At 74.2% G+C, this 21,114-nt stretch carries 14 protein-coding genes and 1 pseudogene; 14 read left to right on the forward strand and 1 reads right to left on the reverse strand.

Features of this window, described 5'->3' with window-relative positions; genetic code table 11:
- The first annotated feature begins 46 nt into the window (after window positions 1–46).
- From ACIA8Q_RS27895 to ACIA8Q_RS27915, 5 genes are all read left to right on the forward strand, one after another.
- Window positions 47–874 carry a response regulator transcription factor gene (locus ACIA8Q_RS27895; protein ID WP_387905076.1) on the forward strand — a complete coding sequence of 276 codons (828 nt, stop codon included), beginning with the start codon at window positions 47–49 and terminating at the stop codon, window positions 872–874.
- A 12-nt stretch (window positions 875–886) separates the two neighbouring features.
- Entirely contained in the window at window positions 887–2,389 is a 1,503-nt protein-coding gene (locus ACIA8Q_RS27900) for a HAMP domain-containing sensor histidine kinase (protein ID WP_360211950.1), read from the forward strand.
- Window positions 2,390–2,595: 206 nt separating this feature from the next.
- Window positions 2,596–3,603, forward strand: coding sequence for an LAETG motif-containing sortase-dependent surface protein (locus ACIA8Q_RS27905; RefSeq protein WP_360211948.1), 1,008 nt, complete (start codon window positions 2,596–2,598; stop codon window positions 3,601–3,603).
- Window positions 3,604–3,836: 233 nt separating this feature from the next.
- Window positions 3,837–4,448, forward strand: coding sequence for a Uma2 family endonuclease (locus tag ACIA8Q_RS27910; protein WP_396317889.1), 612 nt, complete (start codon window positions 3,837–3,839; stop codon window positions 4,446–4,448).
- Window positions 4,441–5,802 (forward strand): EF-hand domain-containing protein, encoded by a 1,362-nt coding sequence (locus ACIA8Q_RS27915; RefSeq protein ID WP_360211944.1) that lies wholly within the window; start codon window positions 4,441–4,443, stop codon window positions 5,800–5,802. Before ACIA8Q_RS27910 ends, ACIA8Q_RS27915 begins: the two co-directional genes overlap by 8 nt.
- Here the strand turns inward: ACIA8Q_RS27915 and ACIA8Q_RS27920 are convergent.
- Window positions 5,799–6,619: pseudogene (locus ACIA8Q_RS27920) on the reverse strand (DUF4037 domain-containing protein). The gene ACIA8Q_RS27915 and the pseudogene ACIA8Q_RS27920 overlap by 4 nt on opposite strands.
- A gap of 416 nt (window positions 6,620–7,035) precedes the next feature.
- Between ACIA8Q_RS27920 and ACIA8Q_RS27925 the strand changes: the two are divergent.
- From ACIA8Q_RS27925 to ACIA8Q_RS27965, 9 genes are all read left to right on the forward strand, one after another.
- Complete coding sequence (locus tag ACIA8Q_RS27925; RefSeq protein ID WP_360211942.1) at window positions 7,036–8,580, forward strand: cytochrome ubiquinol oxidase subunit I; 1,545 nt, start codon at window positions 7,036–7,038, stop codon at window positions 8,578–8,580.
- Between the two features lie 19 nt (window positions 8,581–8,599).
- The gene (cydB, locus tag ACIA8Q_RS27930) at window positions 8,600–9,625 is read left to right on the forward strand and encodes a cytochrome d ubiquinol oxidase subunit II (RefSeq protein WP_360211940.1); all 1,026 of its coding nucleotides are present in this window, start codon (window positions 8,600–8,602) and stop codon (window positions 9,623–9,625) included.
- Window positions 9,626–9,629: 4 nt separating this feature from the next.
- On the forward strand, window positions 9,630–13,133 hold the full coding sequence (gene cydD, locus ACIA8Q_RS27935; protein ID WP_360211938.1) for a thiol reductant ABC exporter subunit CydD: 3,504 nt from the start codon (window positions 9,630–9,632) through the stop codon (window positions 13,131–13,133).
- Window positions 13,134–13,185: 52 nt separating this feature from the next.
- On the forward strand, window positions 13,186–15,009 hold the full coding sequence (locus ACIA8Q_RS27940) for a GAF domain-containing protein (protein ID WP_360211936.1): 1,824 nt from the start codon (window positions 13,186–13,188) through the stop codon (window positions 15,007–15,009).
- A 329-nt stretch (window positions 15,010–15,338) separates the two neighbouring features.
- Entirely contained in the window at window positions 15,339–15,674 is a 336-nt protein-coding gene (locus tag ACIA8Q_RS27945) for a hypothetical protein (RefSeq protein ID WP_360211934.1), read from the forward strand.
- Window positions 15,664–16,068, forward strand: coding sequence for a hypothetical protein (locus ACIA8Q_RS27950; RefSeq protein WP_360211932.1), 405 nt, complete (start codon window positions 15,664–15,666; stop codon window positions 16,066–16,068). Before ACIA8Q_RS27945 ends, ACIA8Q_RS27950 begins: the two co-directional genes overlap by 11 nt.
- Before the next feature lie 325 nt (window positions 16,069–16,393).
- Window positions 16,394–17,431 carry a substrate-binding domain-containing protein gene (locus ACIA8Q_RS27955; RefSeq protein WP_360211930.1) on the forward strand — a complete coding sequence of 346 codons (1,038 nt, stop codon included), beginning with the start codon at window positions 16,394–16,396 and terminating at the stop codon, window positions 17,429–17,431.
- A gap of 90 nt (window positions 17,432–17,521) precedes the next feature.
- The gene (locus tag ACIA8Q_RS27960) at window positions 17,522–18,112 is read left to right on the forward strand and encodes a hypothetical protein (RefSeq protein ID WP_360211928.1); all 591 of its coding nucleotides are present in this window, start codon (window positions 17,522–17,524) and stop codon (window positions 18,110–18,112) included.
- 235 nt (window positions 18,113–18,347) lie between these two features.
- A complete protein-coding gene (locus tag ACIA8Q_RS27965; protein WP_396317890.1) occupies window positions 18,348–21,065 on the forward strand; it encodes a hypothetical protein in 2,718 nt (905 codons plus the stop codon).
- The last annotated feature ends 49 nt before the right edge of the window (window positions 21,066–21,114 follow it).

The following is a 21,114-nucleotide window of genomic DNA, read 5'->3' on the forward strand; positions in this document are numbered from 1 at the left end:
TAATCCAACATTCATCGATGCCGCATAGCCTCCTCGGGCTAGCCTCATGCTGAACGCCATCGTCCGACCGGGAGGCGAAACCCCCGTGCAAGGCACTGTCACCACACCAGGCGGCTCCGCGGTGGCCGGCGGCCCGGGCGAGGCCTTCCTGCTCGTCGTCGACGACGAACCCAACATCCGCGAGCTGCTCGCCGCCTCGCTGCGGTTCTCCGGGTTCCGGGTCGCCTCCGCCGCCAGCGGCACGGAGGCCCTCGACCTGATCGCCGTCGAACGCCCCGACCTCGTCGTCCTCGACGTGATGCTCCCCGACCTCGACGGCTTCACCGTCGTCGAGAAGCTGCGCGAGCGCACCAGCCGCGGCCAGATAGCCGGCCCGGTCCACGGCCACCCCGGCGACCACCTCCCGGTGCTCTTCCTCACCGCCAAGGACGGCGTCGGCGACAAGGTCCAGGGCCTCGCCGCGGGCGCCGACGACTACGTGACGAAGCCGTTCAGCCTGGAGGAGCTGATCGCCCGGATCCGCGCCATCCTGCGGCGCTCCGGCGGACCGGCCGAGGACGGCCGGCTGATCGTCGCCGACCTCAGCCTCGACCCGGTCGCCCACGAGGTCACCCGCGGCGGCACGCCCGTCGCGCTCTCGCCGACCGAGTTCAAGCTGCTGCACTACCTGATGGCCAACGTCGGCCGGGTCGTCTCCAAGGCGCAGATCCTCGACCACGTGTGGGCCTACGACTTCGGCGGCGACCTCTCGATCGTCGAGTCCTACATCTCCTACCTGCGCCGCAAGCTCGACTCCGGCCCGGCGCACGGCCCCAAGCTGATCCACACCGTGCGCGGCATCGGCTACGCGCTGCGTCGCCCCCCGCAGGGCTGAGCGGACCGACCGGTGTTCGCCCGCTTCTCCTCCCGGCTGTCCCTGCGCGCCCGGCTGCTCGTGCTCGCGCTCGGGCTGGTCACCACCGGTCTCGCGGTCAGCGACACCGTCGTGCTCGGCACCGTCCGGATGCAGCTGGTCGAACAACTCGACCAGCAGCTTCAGCGGTTCGGACAGCCGCTGTCGCACCGGACCCCGGCCCGGCCCGGCACCGGGGATCCCGCCCGGCCCGCCTCCGGCCGGCGCAGCATGCTGCCCAGCCAGTACCTCGTCCAGTTCCTCTCCTCGGACGGCAAGGTGCAGGCCGTGATGCGCCAGCCCGTCTCCGACAGCGACCCGGCACCCCAGCTCGCCGGGCTCGACCCCACCCGGACCGCGCCGGACGCCCCCTTCGACCTGCCCGACCAGCGCGGCCACCGCAGCTGGCGGGTGCTCGTCCTGCCGCTCCAGGGCCCGCGCAGCAGCACCGGCCCCAGCGCGTACGCCTCGCCCGCGGTCACCCCCACCTACGTGATGGTCGCCGTCTCGCGCGAGGACATCGACGCCACCATCGGCAAGCTGCGCACCTCCTTCCTGGCGATCGGCGGCGCCGTCCTGGTGCTGATCGCCGCGCTCGGCCTGTTCGCCGTCCGGGCCGGGCTGCGGCCGCTGCGGCGGATCGAGGCGGGGGCCGAGCGGATCGCCGCCGGGGAGCTCTCCCACCGGATGCCGGAGCTCTCGCCCGGCACCGAGGTCGGGCGGCTGTCCATCGCGCTCAACGGCATGCTCACCCAGATCGAGGCCGCCTTCGCCGCCCGCGCCGAGTCCGAGGCCCGGATGCGGCGGTTCGTCGCCGACGCCTCGCACGAACTGCGCACCCCGCTGGCCGGCATCCGGGGCTTCACCGAGCTGTACCGGATGGGCGCGCTGCCCACCGAGTCGGACGTCCGGCGGACGATGTCCAGGATCGAGAGCGAGGCCGTCCGGATGGGCGCGCTGGTCGAGGACCTGCTGGTGCTCGCCCGGGTCGACGAGGAACGGCCGCTCGACCTCGCCCCGATGGACCTGCGCACCCTCGCCGCGGACGCCCTGCACGACCTCACCGCCCTCGACCCGACCCGCCCGGTCGCGCTCACCGGCCCGTCCGGCGCGGGCTCCCCCGGTGCGGCGCCCGTCCTCGGGGACGAGGCCCGGCTCCGCCAGGTGGTCACCAACCTGGTCGGTAACGCCGTCAAGCACACCCCGCCCGGCACCCCGGTCCGGATCGGCGTCGGCGGAGCGGGCGGCGTCTGCCTGCTGGAGGTCGCCGACGCCGGGCCGGGGCTCACCGAGGAGCAGGCGCAGCAGGTCTTCGACCGCTTCTACCGCGTCGACGCCTCGCGCAGCAGGCACGACGGCGGCGGCGCCGGCCTCGGCCTCGCCATCGCCACCGCGCTCACCCGCGCGCACGGCGGCACCCTCAGCCTGGACACGACCCCGGGCGCGGGCGCCACCTTCCGGGTCGAATTGCCGACCATCCGGGACCGGGTCTCCTGAGCGCCTCCTGAGGCCTTTCCGTCCGGCCCGGCGGAATTGTCGACTCGTCAATTCCCCTGTCGAGCAAGCAGTCGGAACGCCCTTTTCATTGCCGGAAATCGGCATGGAGGGCGGAGATTCCGTGTGCCTATGATCAGCGGCGCCGGGTTGTCGATCATCGCCCGGGCCACGGATTCCGCCCCCTCGCCGACCCGAAAGGGGTCCTCGTGACCATCCGCCGCACACTGGTCTCGGCCGCGCTCGTCGCCGCCGTGATCTCGCCCGCAGCCGTGCTGTCCGCGGCGCCCGCCTTCGCCGCGCCGGCCGCCGCGGCGCAGACCCGCGCCGACGCCGGCTCGATCGCCGAACTGGAGCAGGCCGCCGCCGACGCGGCCGCGGCCCACCGGGCCGCCGTCGCCGCCGAGGCCGACGCGCAGGCCAAGGCCCAGGCCTTCCTGGCGAACCCGCAGCCCTACCTGGGCACGTTCCAGCAGGCCAAGGAGACCGCGAAGACGGCCGCCGCGGCCAAGGAGGCCACCGACAAGGCGGTCCACGAGGCCATGACCGCCTACGGGGCGTCGACCGAGGAGGAGCGGCCCGCGGCCAGGGAGCGCCTGCTGAAGGCGATGGACGCCGCCAACGCCGCCATCCGCGCGGACACCGAGGCCAAGGCCGCGGTGACCGCTGCCGGCACGGCCCTGGACGACGCCAAGGTCGAGGCGTTCCGGAAGATCGGTACCGCGCAGGCGGCCACCAAGGCCGCGGCCGCCGCCGAGGCCGCCGCGGACAAGGCGCTCGCCGACGCGCGTGCGGCTGCCGAGAAGCCGGCGGAGAAGCCGGTCGAGAAGCCGGTGGACCAGCCCGTGGAGAAGCCCGTCGAGCAGCCGGCCCAGCAGCCCGCCGCCGTCACTCCGGCCTCGGACACCGTCGCTGCGGCGGCGACCACCGGCGGCGGCACCACCGCGACGACCGCCTCGACCGCCGCGAACACGTCGACCGCCACGAACACCTCGACCACCTCGAACCGGTCGACCACCGCCTCGACCACCTCGACCACCGTGCCCACGGCGTCGACCGCCACCACCGGGACGACCGCCACCGGCTCGACCGCCGAGCTGGCGGAGACGGGTGCCACCCCGGCCACCCCGTACCTGGCCCTGGGCTCCGGCCTCACCCTCGGACTCGGCGCCGCCGCCCTGTACGTCTCCCGCCGCCGGCCGGCCCGCTCCTCCTGATCCACCCGGTCCGCGCCCGCTCGGGAGGAGGACGCGGACCGACGGCACCCCGAACCGCAGGGCAGGCCCTCCCGCCTGCCCTGCGGTTCCGCGTCTGCGGCCCCGAAACGCCCCGATCGGGTGAACCCCCGCCGTTCACCCGCCCGGCCCCTCGGTCGTGTGCGACCGTGCAGCCGTTGCTTGTGCGGGCCCGTACGAGCTGATGGGACCGGACGGGAGAGAGAGGTGTCCCCATGAGCGTGCTCGTTGCCGAGAGGACCGTCGTGAACCTGGACCAGCAGCTGTGGCAGGTATGGAACTCCATGGATCTGCCCGACGGCTTCCGTGCGGAGATCATCGAGGGGACGATCACGGTGTCACCCACCGGCAGCAGCCGCGTTTTCGACGTCGACAACCGGGTCCTGGAGGACCTGTTCGTCCACCTGCGCGGCGGTGACTGGAGGCCCGGGAACGACTGCAACGTCATCGACGGGCTCAAGGTGCTCATTCCCGACGTGTTCGTCGCCCGGCGGGACATCGAGGAGATCGACCACCCGGAGGGCAAGGGTCTCCTAGCCTCCGGTGTCGCCCTCGTCGTCGAGACGGTCTCTCCGGGCGCCGAGAACCGCCGGCGCGACCACGTCCTCAAGCGCCACGCCTATGCCGCCGCCGGCATCCCGGTGTACGTGATCGTCGACGACTACGACGACGGCGGTGCGGTGACCGTCCTCACCGGGCCCGATCCCGAGCGGCGGGCCTACGCCTCCTCCACCCGGGTCCCGTACGGGCAGGAGGCCGTGGTCCCGGAGGGGCCGGCCAAGGGCTTCGTGATCGGTCCGGAGATCACGGGGGAGCGTCGTGGCTGAGCGCGGGGCGTCCTTCCGGCGGGACCTCTCCGAATGGCGGATCGCCCTGGTGGCCTGGCGGCTGCTGGTGCTGCAGGCGGCGCATCCGGTGGTGGGGGCCGGGATGGCCGAGCACTCCACGTACCAGGCGCACCCCTGGCGGCGGGTGGAGCACACCCTGGGCAGCGGGCGGCGGCTGTTCTACCAGGACGCCGATGCGCTGCGGCGGGAGGTCGCGCGGCTGGACCGGGCGCACAAGCGGATCCGCGGGACGGCGCCGGACGGGCGCCCGTACGACGCCGGGGACGCGGCGACCAGGGCGTGGGTGCTGCTGACGCTCTTCGAGTGCGTGGTCGCCATGCGCCGCCTCGGCGGGGACCCGTACGACGCCGGGCAACTGGAGCTGGTGTACGCGGAGTTCACCGACGCGGTGGCGGCCTTCGGCCTCCCGGAGGGCGAGCTGCCGGGGACGGCCGCGGAGCTGCCCGGCTACTTCGCCCGGGTGGCCCGCGAGCTGGAGTTCAACGAGGCGACCCGCTACCTCCTGAACGACATCCTGCGCGGGGCGCCGCGGCCGCGCCGGCTCCGGTTCCTCGGGGACGCCGGGTGGCGCGCGGTGCGCGGGGTGGTGGCCCGGGCGGTCACCGCACTGACGGTGGCCGACCTGCCGCCGGTGGTGCGGGAGCGGTTCGGGCTGGTCCGGACCCGCCGGGCGGCGCTGCTCTCCTGGCTGCTGCACCGGGGCGCCGGCGCCGTCGTCCCGCTGCTGCCGGACGGGCTGCGCTTCCGCTCCCCGGACGAGCAGCGGGTGCCGCCGCGGTGGCGCCCGCCCCGGCAGGACGCCCGCGGGCCGCGGCTGGACCGGTTCTTCCGCGAGGTGCTGGACCAGACCGGGGACGGTTTCATCACCGTGCACGACCTGCGGGCGATGGCGCACAACGTCTGCTGGCAGCTGGAGTTGGACGACGAGGGTGAGGCCCGGGTGTACCGGGCCTTCGACGGCTGGTGGGAGCAGCTGCGCTCGGCGATGGACGCGAACGGCGACGGCAGGGTCAGCCGGGAGGAGTTCGTGGCGGCCACCGTCGCGGGCTGCGACCGGGACCCGGCCTACCTGGAGCAGGGGCTGCTGCCCGCGCTGCGGGCGGTGTTCGCCGCCGCGGACACCGACGGCAGCGGCTTCCTGGAGGCGGACGAGTACCGGGTGGTGTTCGGCGGTCCGCGCGTCCATCCGGCCGAGCTGTCGCACGGCTTCCGTCAGCTGGACGCGGACGGGGACGGCCGGATCACCCGGGAGGAGTTCCTGCACGGCTTCACCGAGTTCTTCACGGCCCGCGCCGACTCCACCCCGGGCACCCAACTCCTGGGCCGCCCTTAGGGCGTGTCGAGCGGACCCCGGTCCGGGAGGGCGTCCTCCCGGAGCGCCGCCGCGGTGTCGGCGGCCAGGGCGCCGGCCGCCGTGACGGTGGCGGCCAGCGCCGCCGGGTCGGCGCCGGGGGCGGCGAGCAGGGCCGCGGCGCGGTCGCGGAACCAGGGCGGGGTGGCGGCGAGGGCGCCCTTCTCGTTCAGGCACCAGCGCCGGTCGTGCGCGTGCAGCGCCTGGACCAGAACGCCGACGGCGCGGGAGAGGCAGAGCGAGACGTGCAGGACGTCCCCGCGGGCCGCGCCCTTCCCGGCGGACGCGACGAGGAACCCGGCCTCCCAGGCGGCTCCGACGAGCGCGGTGCGCAGCGCCTCGGGGTAGTGCGCCATCGCGGCCCGCACGGCGGTGAGTTCGCCGCGCGGGTCGGCCAGCACCTGCCCGAGGGCGAGCTCCCCGGCGTAGCAGGGGGACCAGAAACCGAGGGGGTGTCCGGCCTGGACGCCGACCTCGTAGCGGCCCTCGCGGCAGTCGGCCCAGACCCGTTCGACCCGGTCGAGGTCGCGCAGGATCCAGTCGACGGCGGTGCCGTCCACGGTGAGCCAGGCGCCGCCGTTCACCCAGGGCCCCCACTCGCCGGGCCCGGCCACCTCGACGTCCGGACCGGCGAGGGTGCGCAGGGCGGCGAGGTCGGGGTGCCCCGGTAGTAGACGCCGAGGTCCCAGTCGGAGTCGGGCCGGTGCGCGCCGCGGGCCCGGCTGCCGCCGAGCGTCACGCCGACCACGCCGGGGATGCGGGCGAGCCGTTCGGCGGTGTCGGTGATCGTCGTCAGCATCCGGCCGAGTCTGGCACGGCGGGAAGCCCGTTCGCCGGGATTTTCCGTCCGTCGTACGGTCGTGGCATGGACGCGCGTGCGAGGGTGCTCTCGCCCGCGCCGTCCGGTCCGGTGCGGGCACCGCGCTGTCAAGCGCCGGATCGGCCAAGACCGCGCCGGCATCTGCCCGGGCGTTCGTTGTCGCCGCCGCGGGCGTGTCCGCAGACTGTGCGCACCGCCACGCTCCACCACGCACGGTATCGCCGGTCCGAACCCCACCCCGCCTGCGATTCATCCGTAAGCATGATGGATACTGCTCCTTGTGAACGTGTTCACGTTCACAAGCGGGCAAGCTTGCGTGGCCGGATACCGGTCTGCAGCTATAGATGAAGTTTGTCCGAAACGCGCCCCGCGGGGCAGGTTGGAGAGAGGGCGACGTGGAACTGGCAATCGCTCACGAGACCATCGCGCGATGGCAATTCGGCATCACCACCGTCTACCACTTCCTCTTCGTCCCGCTCACCATCAGCCTGGCCGCCATCGTGGCCGGTCTGGAGACGGCCTGGGTGCGGACGGACAAGGAGAAGTACTTCCACGCCACGAAGTTCTGGGGGAAGCTCTTCCTGATCAACATCGCGATGGGCGTGGTCACCGGCATCGTGCAGGAGTTCCAGTTCGGCATGAACTGGTCCGACTACTCCAGGTTCGTGGGAGACGTCTTCGGCGCCCCGCTCGCGATGGAGGCGCTGATCGCCTTCTTCTTCGAGTCCACCTTCATCGGCCTGTGGATCTTCGGCTGGGACAAGCTGCCGAAGAAGCTGCACTGCGCCTGCATCTGGATGGTCGCGCTGGGCACCGTGCTCTCCGCCTACTTCATCCTCGCGGCCAACTCCTGGATGCAGCACCCCGTCGGCTACACGATCGACCCGGCCACCGGCAAGGCGCAGCTCACCGACATCACCAAGGTCCTGTTCCAGAACACCACCCTGACCGTGGTGGCGCACACCCTGACCGCCGCCTTCCTCACCGGGGCCGCCTTCGTGGTCGGCATCGCCTCCTTCCACCTCTGGCGGGCCAAGCGCCGGCCCGAGGGCGCCGACCCGAAGAGGACCGCCGTGATGCGCACCTCGCTGCGGCTCGGCCTGGTGCTCGCCGTGGTCTTCGGCGCCGGCACCGCGCTCAGCGGCGACTCGCTCGCCAAGGTGATGTTCGAGCAGCAGCCGATGAAGATGGCCGCCGCCGAGGCGCTCTGGGACACCCAGTCGCCGGCGCCGTTCTCGATCTTCGCGGTCGGCGACGTGAGCAAGGGCCACAACTCGGTCGAGCTGGAGGTCCCCGGGATACTGTCCTTCCTCGCCCACAGCGACTTCAACTCCTCCGTCCCCGGCATCAACGACACCGCGGCCGCCGAGGCCGCCAGGTACGGGGGCGACCCCAAGGACTACATCCCGAGCATCTTCGTCACCTACTGGGGCTTCCGCCTCATGATCGGCTTCGGGATGACCTCCTTCGTGGCCGGCGTGATCGGGCTCTGGACCACCCGCCGCAGGCTGTTCCTGCGGCCGGAGTTCCGCACCGGCGACACCGAGGTCCCGCGGCTGATGCTCACCCCCGGGCGGGAGCTGGGGCCGTTCCTCACCAAGTGGAGCTGGCGGATCGGCATCCTGACCATGGGGTTCCCGCTGATCGCCAACAGCTTCGGCTGGATCTTCACCGAGATGGGCCGTCAGCCCTGGGCCGTCTTCGGCCTGATGACCACAGCGAACGCGGTCTCCCCCAACGTCGGGGTCGGCACCCAGATCGGCGCCCTCACCACCTTCACCGTGCTCTACGCGATCCTCGCCGTCGTCGAGGTCCGGCTGCTGGTCAAGTACGCCAAGGCCGGGCCGGTGGTGACCGAGCAGCCGCCCGCGAAGGACCCGTCGCTGCGCGGCCCGTCCGCGGACGACGAGGCCGACAAGCCTCTCGCCTTCGCCTACTGAGGACCACAGGGGATCTGACATGCAACTCCACGACGTCTGGTTCGTACTGATCGCGGTCCTGTGGATCGGCTACTTCTTCCTGGAGGGCTTCGACTTCGGGATCGGCATCCTCACCAAGCCGCTCGCCCGCGACACCGCCGAACGGCGGGTGCTGATCAACACCATCGGCCCGGTCTGGGACGGCAACGAGGTCTGGCTGCTGACCGCCGGCGGGGCCACCTTCGCGGCGTTCCCGGACTGGTACGCGACGCTGTTCAGCGGCTTCTACGTCCCGCTGCTGGTCATCCTGGTCTGCCTGATCGTGCGCGGCGTGGCCTTCGAGTACCGGGCCAAGCGCGAGGGCGCCCGCTGGCAGCGGAACTGGGAGGAGGCGATCTTCTGGACGTCGCTGATCCCGGCCTTCCTGTGGGGCGTGGCCTTCGCCAACATCGTGCGCGGCGTCGACATCGACGCGCAGAAGAACTACGTCGGCACCTTCTGGGACCTGCTCAACCCGTACGCGATCCTCGGCGGCCTGGTCACGCTCAGCCTGTTCACCTTCCACGGTGCGGTGTTCGCGGCGCTGAAGACCGTCGGCGGGATCCGCGAGCGGGCCAGGGCGGCCGCGCTGCGGACCGGCCTGGCCGCCGCGGTGCTGGCGCTGGTCTTCCTGGTCTGGACGCAGGGCGACAGCGGCAACGGCCGCAGCCTGGTGGCCCTGGTGGCGGCCGTGCTGGCGCTGGTCGGCGCCCTGGTGGCCACCCGGCTGGGCCGCGAGGGCTGGGCGTTCGTCCTCTCCGGGGCGACCATCGTGGCCGCCGTCGGGATGCTCTTCCTGGCGCTCTTCCCGAACGTCATGCCGTCGACCCTGAACGACGGGTGGAGCCTGACCGTGGGCAACGCGGCCTCCTCGCCGTACACGCTGAAGCTGATGACCGTGGTGGCCGCGGTGTTCACCCCGCTCGTGCTGCTCTACCAGGGCTGGACGTACTGGGTGTTCCGCAAGCGCATCGGCGTCCAGCACATCCCCGGGCACGCCCCGGCCGCCGCGCCCGAACAGGTGTGACGCCGTGAAGCCGGTCGACCCCCGACTGCTCGCCCAGGCCCGCACCACCCGGGCCTTCCTCGCCGGATCGGTCCTGCTCGGCGCGGCGGGCGCGGCCCTGGTGGTCGCGCAGGCCGGTCTGATCGCCGAGATCGTCGTCCGCGGCTTCCAGCGCGGCGCGACCACCGGCGAGCTGACCGCGCCGCTGCTGCTGCTCGTGCTGACGGCCGTCGGGCGCGGGCTGGTCGGCTGGCTCACCGAGCTCACCGCGCACCGGTCCGTCGCCCGGGTGAAGTCCACCCTGCGGCGCCGGCTGCTCGACCACGCCACCGCGCTCGGCCCGGCCTACCTGGCGGGCCGGCGCACCGGCGAGCTCACCACCCTCGCCACCCGCGGCGTCGACGCGCTGGACGACTACTTCTCCCGCTACCTGCCGCAACTGGCGCTCGCCGTGGTCGTCCCGGTGATCGTGCTGCTGCGGATCGTCGGCGCCGACCCGGCCTCGGCCGCGATCATCGCCGCGACGCTGCCGCTGATCCCGCTGTTCATGGTGCTGATCGGGATGGCCACTCAGGCCCGGATGGACCGGCAGTGGGACACCCTGGCCCGGCTCTCGCACCACTTCCTCGACGTGGTGGCCGGGCTGCCCACCCTCAAGGTGTTCAACCGGGCCCGCGCCCAGGCCGCCACCATCGCCCGGATCACCGCCGACTACCGCCGGGCCACCCTGCGCACCCTGCGGATCGCCTTCGTCTCCTCCTTCGCGCTGGAGCTGCTCGCCACCCTCTCGGTCGCCCTGGTCGCGGTCACCGTCGGCTTCCGGCTGGTCGACGGCACGCTCGACCTGGAGACCGGGCTGATGATCCTGGTCCTCGCCCCCGAGGTCTACTTCCCGATCCGCCAGGTCGGCGCGCTCTACCACTCCAGCGTCGAGGGGCTGACGGCCGCCGACGAGATCTTCCGGGTGCTGGAGACCCCGCCGCCCGCGGCCGGCACGCGGCCCGCGCCCGACCTCACCGGTGCCGTCATCACCGCCCGCGGCCTGGTCGTCCGCCACCCCGGCCGGACCGAGCCCGCGCTGGACGGCGCCGCCCTCACCCTGCGCCCGGGCACCACCACCGCCCTCACCGGGCCGAGCGGGGCCGGCAAGTCCACCCTGGTCGCCGTCCTGCTCGGCCTCACCGCGCCGGACGCCGGCACCGTGCGGATCACCGCCGCCGACGGGCGCGACCACGACCTCGCCGAGCTGGACCCGGACGGCTGGCGGCGGCAGATCGCCTGGGTGCCGCAGCACCCGCACCTGTTCGCCGGCACCGTCGCCGAGAACCTCAGGCTCCACCGCCCGGACGCCGACGACGAGCAGCTCTGGCAGGCCCTGCGGGCCGCGCACGCGCTCGACTTCGTCACCCGCCTGGACGCGCCCCTCGGCGAGGACGGCGCCGGGCTCTCCGCCGGACAGCGGCAGCGGCTCGCGCTCGCCCGGGTGCTGCTCGCCGACGACCGCCCCCTGGTCCTCCTGGACGAGCCCACCGCCAACCTGGACGGCGCCTCCGAGGCCGCCGTCGTGGACGCCGTGCGGGGGCTCGCCGAGGACCGGCGCCGCACCGTGCTGGTGGTCGCGCACCGGCCGGCCCTGCTGGCCGTCGCGGACGAGCGGGTCCGGCTGGCGGGCCCCGTCGCCGGGCCGCCCGCCGCCGGGGAACCCGCCCCGGCGCCCGCCCCGCTCGCGCACAGCGGTCGGCCGACCGACGCCCCGGCCCCGGACGAGGAGCCCGCGGCCCCGGCGGCCGCCACCCCCCGGCTGGCGCTCGCCGTCCTGCTCGGCGCGCTCGCCCTCGGCTGCGCCGTGGCCCTGATGGCCACCTCCGGCTACCTGATCTCCCGGGCCTCCCAGATGCCGCCGGTGCTCTACCTGATGATGGCCGTCACCTCCGTACGGGCCTTCGGGATCGGCCGCAGCGTCTTCCGCTACGCCGAGCGGCTCGTCTCGCACGACGCCGTGCTGCGCACCCTCGGCACCCTGCGGGCCGCCGTCTACCGGCGGCTGACCGTGCTCGCCCCGGCCGGGCTGCCCGCCTTCCGGCGCGGCGACCTGCTCTCCCGGCTGGTCGCCGACGTCGACGCCGTCCAGGACCACTACCTGCGGTGGCGGCTGCCGGCCGCGGTGGCCGGCACGGTCTCGCTGGCCGCGGTGGTGGCGATGGGCGCGTTCCTGCCCGCCGCCGGGGCGGTGCTCGGGCTCGGCCTGCTGCTCGCGGGCGTGCTGGTGCCGGCCCTCGCCGCCCGCTGGTCGGCCGGCGCCGAACGGCGGCAGGCCCCGGCCCGCGGCCGGCTCGCCACCGCCGTCGTCGACGCCCTCACGGGCACCGCCGAACTCACCGTCGCCGGCGCGCTGCCCGGCCGGCTCGCCGCCGTCCGGGCCGCCGACGCCGCGCTCACCCGGCTGGCCGCCCGCTCCGCCGCCACCACGGCGCTCGGCACCGGGCTGATCGCACTGCTCACCGGGCTGACGGTGGCCGCCGCGGCCGCGGTCGGCGTCCAGGGGGTGCGCGCGGGCGCGCTGGCGCCGGTCTGCCTGGCCGTCGTGGTGCTCACCCCGCTGGCCGCCTTCGAGGCGGTCACCGGGATGCCGCAGGCCGTCCAGGCCCGTCAGCGCAGCCGGGCCGCGCGGGCCCGGCTCGACGAGGTGCTGCAGGCCGAGGCCGCGGTGGCCGAGCCGGCCGAGCCCGTCGCGCTGCCGGAGCACCCGCTGCCGGTCGCGGTGCGCGGGCTGACCGTCCGGCACCCCGGGCAGGCGGCGGACGCGCTCGCCGGGGTGGACCTCGACCTGTCCCCCGGGCGCCGGATCGCCGTGGTCGGCCCCTCCGGCTCCGGCAAGACCAGCCTGGCCCAGGCGCTGCTGCGGTTCCTGGAGCCGGGTGAGGGCGCCGTCACCTTCGCCGCCGGCCGCCCGGAGGCGGTGGACGGCCGCGCGCTCGCCGGTGAGGACGTCCGCCGGGTGATCGGGCTCTGCGCGCAGGACGCCCACGTCTTCGACAGCTCGCTGCGGGAGAACCTGCGTCTCGCCCGCCCGGGCGCCGGCGAGGACGAGCTGCGCGCCGCGCTCGCCGCCGCCCGCCTGCTGGACTGGACGGAGCGCCTGCCGCAGGGCCTGGACACCATGGTCGGCGAGCACGGCGCCCGGCTCTCCGGCGGCCAGCGGCAGCGGCTGGCCCTGGCCCGGGCCCTGCTGGCGGACTTCCCGGTGCTCGTCCTGGACGAGCCCGCCGAGCACCTCGACCTGCCCACCGCCGACGCGCTCACCGCCGACCTGCTGGCCGCCACCGCGGGGCGCAGCACCGTGCTGATCACCCACCGGCTGGCCGGGCTGGACGACACCACGGTGGACGAGGTGCTGGTGCTGGACGGCGGCCGGGTCGCCGAGCGGGGCCGCTGGTCGGAGCTGCTCGCGGACCGGGACGGGCGGCTGCACGCGATGTGGCGGCGGGAGCGGGAGGCGGACGGGCTGCTGGAGCCGGTGGGGTCCTGACCGCCCTCGTGCCGTCCTTCGGCTGAAAACCGTACAAACTAGGCTCTTCTTCATGGACCCCACGCCAGACCTCCCCGCGGCCGCCCCCGAGCCGACCCCCCACCGGGTGCCCGAGATCGCCTCGCTCGGCCTGGACACGCTGGTCACCGAGGTCGCGGAACGCCTCCAGTCGGCCGCCGCGGTGACCGACCGGATGCAGCGGCTGCTGGAGGCGGTGGTCTCGATCGGGGCGGGGCTCGACCTGCACGCCACCCTGCACCGGATCGCCACCGGCGCCGCCGAGCTCGTCGACGCCCGCTACGCGGCGCTCGGCGTGATCGCCCCCGGCGGCACCGGCCTGGCCGACTTCATCCACGTCGGCGTCGACGACGCCACCGCCGCCGCCATCGGCGAACTCCCGGCCGGCCGCGGCATCCTCGGCGCGCTCATCGACCGCCCCGAACCGCTGCGCCTCACCGACCTCGGCGCCGACCCGCGCTCCTCCGGCTTCCCGCCGCACCACCCGGAGATGAAGACCTTCCTCGGCGAGCCGATCCGGATCCGCGACGAGGTGTTCGGCAACCTCTACCTCACCGAGAAGCTGGGCGGCGGCGCCTTCACCCCCGAGGACGAGCAGGTGGTCCACGCCCTCGCCGCCGCGGCCGGCGTGGCGATCGAGAACTCGCGGCTGTACGAGGAGGGCCGGCGGCGGGAGCGGTGGATCGCCGGCGCCGCCGCCGTCACCACCGCGCTGCTCTCCACCGACCAGGCCGAGACCGCGCTGACCGTCGCCGCCGAACAGGTGCGGGAGCTGGCGGACGCCGCGCTCGGCATGATCCTGCTGCCGACCGGCCCGGTGGAGGGCGGCGACGGCCGGCCGGGCGACGGTCAGATGCGGGTCGCCCACGCCTCCGGCGAGGCCGCCGAGTTCGTCCGCGGCGAGCTGCTGCCCGAGGGCGGCCTCGCGGCCCGGCTGCTCGCCGGGGAGAGCGTCTACCTGGACGACATGTCCAGTGATCCGACGGTGGTGATCCGGGTCGCCCGCGGGTTCGGCCCGTCCATGGCCGTCCCGATGGTCGCCGCGGGCCGGGTGCTCGGCGGGCTCTGCGTCTGGCGTCCGCGCGGTGCGCTGCCGTTCACCGACGCCGAGAAGCAGCTCGCCGAGACCTTCGCCTCGCAGGCCGCGCTGGCCCTGCGGCTCGCGGAGGGCCAGCGCGACCAGCAGCGCCTGGCCGTCTTCCAGGACCGCGACCGGATCGCCCGGGACCTGCACGACCTGGTGATCCAACGGCTGTTCGCGACCGGGATGATGCTGGAGAGCGCGGCCCGCAGGTCCGTCGTCCCGGAGGTGAAGGTCGGCATCGGCAACGCGGTGGACGAGCTGGACGCCACCATCCAGGAGGTCCGCACCACCATCTACGCGCTCCAGCACGACAACCACGGGGACGCCCCGGACACCCTGCGCACCCGGGTGATCCGGGAGGCCAGCCAGGCCGCGGCGGCGCTCGGGTTCAAGCCCTCGGTGAGCTTCGTCGGGCCGGTGGAGAGCCTGGTGGGCGAGCGGACCGGCCGTCAACTCCTGGCTGCGCTCCGGGAGATGCTCTCCAACACGGCCCGGCACGCGCGGGCCTCCCGGGTCGGGGTGGAGATCGACGCGACCGTGCACCTGGGCGACACCGGCCGGCCGGTCAGCGGCGATCCGGAGTCGCTGGAGCGGGCCGGCCGGCCGGGGGTGCTGCTCACCGTGACCGACGACGGCGTCGGCATCCCGGAGGGCGGCCGGCGCAGCGGCCTGCGCAACCTGACCCGGCGGGCCGAGGCGCTCGGCGGGGACGCCTGGCACGAGGCCGGGCCGCACGGGAGGGGCACCAGGGTCCGCTGGACGGCCCGGTTGTGACCGGTTCCGCACCCTGGAGCGGTCGGTTCCGGTTCCGCTTGCGGGTCGCCCCGGGGGTGCTCCGGGGCCCCTCCCGGCCCGGGCGCACCACCCTCACCCCGCCGGCGGGTGAAAGTTAAACGAGGGAGAACTTCCCGACCAACAGCGCAAGTTGTGAACGTTTTGGGCTTTCCGTGGGTCTGTGTGCACACATAGCTTTGCTCCCGTCTCGGAGGGGAAACCGGACGGGGGGAGCAGTGGACGCGTCGGGCCGCGGTCACACCGCAGCAGGGGCACATCGAGGCGGGTTCAGGGCCGAGCGAGCCCCGGACGGTCGGTACCGCTGGCAGTTGAAGGCGCCGAACGGGCGGGTGGTGGCGATCACCCCGGCCGCGTTCGACACGCCCGGCGAGGCCGAACGCGGCTTCGACGGGCTGCGGGCGGGCGCCGCCGAGCTCACCGCGCGGATCACCCACGTCCGGGACGGCATCGGCTGGATCTGGGTCATCCCCGGTTCGCGCACCCTCCCGGAGGTGCGCTCCAGCCGCGCGTACGAGCGGTACGCGACCTGTCAGAACGCCTTCCGGCGCTTCGTCGTGCTGCTCGCCAAACAACCCGCGCGCGAGCTACCGCCCCGCGAACTCCCTTCGAAGACGGTGCCGTTGAGACGCCCCGATGGCCGCTGAGCGGCGCGGTCCGCGGCTGCTGATCGTCCCCGCACCCGACCGCTGCCTCGGCTGGGCGCTGCGCGCCGCCAACGGCCGGCCGCTCGGCGTCGGCGTGCGCACCTACCGCAGCGAGGAGGAACTCGCCGAGGCGGTACGGGAACTTCTCATCGAACGGGCCGCACTGCGGTGCTCGGTCGTCCAGTCCGAGGGCCGCCAGTGGGCGTGGTCCGCCCACCTGCCGGTGCGCAGCACCCGGCGGGCCGCCGTCGAACCCGCTCCGGTCGCCCGCAGCGCGCGCGGGTACCTCCGGCGCGACCAGTGCCAGGCCGGCGTGGAGGGCTTCCTGGCCGGACTCCAGTGGCTCGGGCAGGAGTCGCGGCGCGCCGGGCGGGACGCCCGCTGGCCGCTGTAGGCCGTGCCCGGCCGGTCCGCACGTGCAGTCCGGGTAAAGCGCAGGTATCCGGCAACACCCCGAGCCGCCACCTGGAGAAGAACGTCACCGGCCGCCGGGGCGCCCGCCGCCGGTCCACCGCGAGCCTCCTGACCAGTGGCTAAACCTCGTCGAAGCGATGAGTCGACATTCCCGACCCGCCCTCGACCACCCTTCCGGCGGAACCTGCCCGCCGGACAGGATCGGCACTGCCGGAGCGGCCGCCGCGGACGCGGCCACCGGCCCCGCACTCCCACCGGAGTCCGGGTCACGCGATGGACGTCTCTCCCACCGGAGGAAGAGAAACATGCGTAAGACCGCTGCCAAGCTGCTCACCGTCGCCGCCCTCGCGACCTCCCTGGCCACCGTCGCCAGCGGCACCGCCCTGGCCGACCCGGCCTCGCTGCCGGCCGCGCAGGACATCGTCGGCGTCGGCTCGGACACCACCCAGGCGCTGCTGAACCAGTTCTCCACCGACTACAACGCGACGGTGGCCGGCACCACCGCGCCGCGGCTCTACAGCTGGGACGCCACCGGCACCTCGCCGATCACCACCAAGACGGGCGCCACCTCCATCGCCCGCCCGAACGGCTCCGGCGCCGGCATCACCGCGCTGAACATCAACACCAGCGCCACGGTCGACTTCGCCCGCTCCTCGCGCGGCCCGGCGGCCACCGACCCGACCACCGACGACTTCATCGCCTACGCGAAGGACGCGGTCTCCTGGGCGGCCCTGGGCACCGGCGGCCACGCGCCGGCCAACCTGACGACGGCCAACCTGAAGGACATCTACACCTGCGCCGTCACCAAGTGGAACCAGATCGACCCGTCGCTCTCCTCCGCCACCATCAAGCCCCAGCTGCCGCAGGCCAGCTCCGGCACCCGCTCCTTCTTCCTGCAGGCCATCGGCGGCGGCACCGCCGTCACCCCGGGCGCCTGCGTCACCACCGGTGTCCAGGAGAACCAGGGCTCCGACCCGGTCCTCAACGACGCCGACATCCTGGTGCCCTACTCCGTCGCCCACTACATCGGCCAGGTGTACTTCGGCAAGGGCAGCGGCTCCGACGTCCAGGGCCCGCTGACCATCCGCAGCGTGAACGGCATCGCCCCGGTCGACACCGTGAACAAGGTCATCAGCTCCAGCTACGCCGCCACCGCGTACGGCCGCGTGGTCTACAACGTCGTGCGCCACGCCGAGTGGATCGCCACCGACACCCACGGCACCGCCCTGCGCGCGATCTTCGGCCCGACCGGCTGGATCTGCAAGAGCGGCTCCGCGGACATCAAGAGCTACGGCTTCCTGCCGCTGCCGTCCTTCGCCTGCGGTAGCGCCACCCACTCCTGAGCCGTCCCGCTCCACCCGGCGGCCACGGGCCCCGCGCCCGTGGCCGCCGGCCGCACCGACAGCCACACCACCTCTCCCAAGGAGCTCCGCATGGCAAGATCGCGCGCACGCCTGGCCGCAGCCGGCGCCGCCGTCGTCCTCACCGTGACCGGCCTGAGCGGTGCGGCCGCCGCCGACGCGGCCACGCCGTCCACCGGCAGCGCGGTGATCACCAACGACGCCACCTTCCTGGCCCAGGCCGCCCTCAAGGGCATCCTGGTCGTCCCGCTGCAGCCGGCGGCGCCGGCCTACGACAGCACCACCGGCCTCACCACCACCTTCCCGGTGACCGGCGGCGCCGCGAACATCCCGCAGTTCTACGGGGACGTGAACCTCGGTGGCGGCCTGCTCTTCGTCAACCTCGCCAACGGCAAGAGCGTGACGTTCAAGCAGCTGGACTTCCACGTCGACACCTGGCAGATCAACGCCGTCCCGGTCGGCGGCACCACGCCCGTCGCGCTGCTGGACCCGGCGGGCGACAACGTGATCGGCCGGACCGGCACCACCCAGAACCTCTCGGCCTCCAGCCTCCAGGTGGACGCGGCCGGTGCGCAGTACCTCGACGCCAAGCTCGGGACGAGCTTCTTCACCGAGGGCCAGTCGGTCGGCTCGCTCGCGCTGACCTTCACCCAGGGAAGCTGACCGGCAGTTTCGGGGCGGCTTCGCCGCAGGTCGACGGGTCCGCGCCTCGGCGCGGGCCCGTCCGCATTCGGAGTTCCCAACTCCGGTGCGGAGTCGTCGCGTTGTGGTCTCGTACACCCGGTCGACCCGATCCGGCCATGTCCGGCTGGCCGAATGGTACGCACCGGAGCCATCGATCACAGCGCGACCGACCCTCGTGCCGCCGCGGCGGCCGCAACCCCCGGAGGTGCCCGCCATGAGAATCCGCGAACCCGACCCCGGACACCGGGGGAGGTGGAGCCGGCGCCTGTCGGCGCTGACCCTCGTCTGGGCGGTCGTGGCGGCGATCGCGGTGGTCCCGCTCGGCCTGGGCACCGCCCCGCAGGCGCACGCGGCGGGCTCCACCACGGTCACGGGGCCCAAGGTGTGGCAGCCGGCCAGCGGCAGCTACGGCCCCGAGGGCAGCGTGACGGTCTCGCAGACCGGCAACCTGACCAACCAGGTGGTGCAGGTCTCCTGGAGCGGCTTCACCCCCACGGTCGGCCGGCCCGGCGGCGAGCCCGTGACGGTCGTCCAGCCCTACTCGGACAAGGCGATGTACCCCGTCCGGATCTACCAGTGCCGCGGCGAGGACCCGGCGATCACCGACTGCTACGGCAGCACCCTGTACGGCGGTGACCGGGACAAGGGCTTCGAGCAGAAGTTCCCGGCCGCGGGCAACGCCCCCGACTTCCCGTCCAACGCGGTGATCGCCCCGACCGGCCCGGACGGCTCCGGCGCCGCCTCGATCGAGATCCTCACCGGCCAGCAGGCCCCCACGCTGGGCTGCGACGCGCAGCACAAGTGCTCGATCGTCGTCGAGCCCAACTACGGCGGCGACCCGCTCGACCTCCACCAGGAGCAGAACGGCGTCCCGAACTGCGACAACCACGCGATCGACGACGACGGCTTCTTCTTCTACGCGGCGACCGACAGCGTCATGCAGGGCGTGGAGAACTGGGTCACCGGGAACAACGCCAACGAGCAGTGCGCCTGGCGCAACCACGTGGTGGTCCCGCTGGACTTCGCCCCGGCGCCCGCCGACTGCAAGGTCCAGCAGGCGTCCTTCAGCACCGCCGGCCTGGAGATGGCCAACCGGACCATGCAGCAGTGGCGGACCGGGCTCTGCCTGGGCAGCTCCCCGATGTCGCTGCAGTACATCATCGCCACCGGCGAGCCGCAGGCCCGCGCCGACTTCCTGGCCGGCACCGGCACCGACCTCGCCCTGGTCGCCCGGCCCGACCGCTCGCCGGCGCCCCGCCCGTACGTCTACGCCCCGCTGGCCAGCACCGGCATCTCCGTGGTGTACGTGGTCGACGACCCGACCACCGGCCGCCAGATCCGGGACATGAAGCTGAACGCCCGGCTGCTCGCCAAGATGCTCACCCAGTCGTACGCCGCGCTGGGCCCGGTGATCCCCTCCGTGGAGGGCAACCCCAACTGCCTCTTCGCCGACCCGGAGTTCCGCGCGCTCAACCCCGAGAACGCCAACCTGCACTGGCCGAACTGCAGTTCGCCGGAGGAGCTGACCCCGACCGTGGTCGGCGGCACCACCGACCTCACCTACCAGCTGACCTCCTGGATCGCCGCCGACCCGGACGCCGCCCAGTTCCTGCAGGGCGCGCCCGACCAGTGGGGCATGCACATCGACACCTTCTACCTGCGGCCCGCGTTCACCGGCTACCCGGTCGAGGCGCTCCAGCGGCAGGACAACTCCGGCGTCCCCGGCGGCAAGGACGCCGCGGGCATCTGGAAGCAGCTGGAGTGGAACCCGACCCTCGGCGGTCTGGTCGACGTCTCCCGGACCATCCTGCAGAACCGGATGACGGCGCTCTCCTCCAACATCCTCAACGGCAACTACCAGAAGCGCCCGGCGCAACCCCAGGGCAGCCGACGGCTGTTCGCCATCATGGACGCCGGCCAGGCCCAGGCCTACAGCCTGCCGGAGGCCGCGCTGAGGAACCCGGCCGGCGGCTTCGTCCAGCCCGACCGGTCCGGCTTCGCCGCCGCCGTGGCGGACATGCCGGTCGACGCCCTCACCGGGACCCAGAGCCTCCCCTACGGGCAGGCCGGCAGCGACTTCGCGCGGGACCAGCGGGCCTACCCGCTGACCGCGGTGCAGTACGCGATGGTCCCCACCGCGGGCCTGTCCGCCGAGAAGAGCGCCGCCGTGGCCACCTTCCTCGGCAAGGTCACCGACCCCGGCTGGGGCCAGCTCTACGGCGTCGAGCCCGGCCGGCTCGCACCGGGCTTCCTCGGACTGACGCAGGCCCAGCTCGCCCAGGCCCAGGACGCGGTGAAGCACGTCTCGGCCCAGGACGGCAGCTACCCCGGCAACCAGACGCCGCCCGCGCCCACCACCGAGCCGAAGCCCCCGACCACCGCTCCCGACGGCGGCGGGACCGCCACCGGCGCCGGCTCGACGGGCGGCAGCACCGCGGGCGGCACCGCGGCGACCGGGGGCACCGGCCAGTCCGGCGACGGCGGCGCCACCGGTGCCACGGGGAGCGGCGGAGCGACCGGCACCGGGGACGCCACCGGCGGCAGCGGCTCCCCCTCCGGCTCCACGACCGGCTCGACGATCGGTTCCACGACCGGCTCCACGGGCACCGGCAGCAGCCTCGGTTCCGGCGGCACCGGGAGCGCCGCGACGGCCGGCGGCGCGGCCACCTCCGCCCCGGTGGCGGCCAAGGCCACCCCGGGCGCCACCCCCGCGGCCACCGGCGGCCCGCTGGCCGCCGCCCCGGTCGCGGCCGGCGCCCCCGCGCCCGACCGGCCCGGCACCGCCCGGCTGCTGCTGCCCGTCGCCCTGATCGCCGGCCTGGTGCTGCTGGTCGGCGGACCGGCCGCGCTGTTCCTCGGCGGCACCCCGGCGGGGGCCAAGGCCCTGGCCGGTGTGCGGGCCCAGTGGGCGCGACTGCGCCGCAGGGGCTGAGACCGCGGCGCGCGGTGCTCGGCGGGGCCGCCGTCCCGGCCCCGCCGAG

This window comes from Kitasatospora sp. NPDC051705 (assembly GCF_044453265.1).
In the GTDB taxonomy this organism is placed as follows: Bacteria; Actinomycetota; Actinomycetes; order Streptomycetales; family Streptomycetaceae; genus Kitasatospora.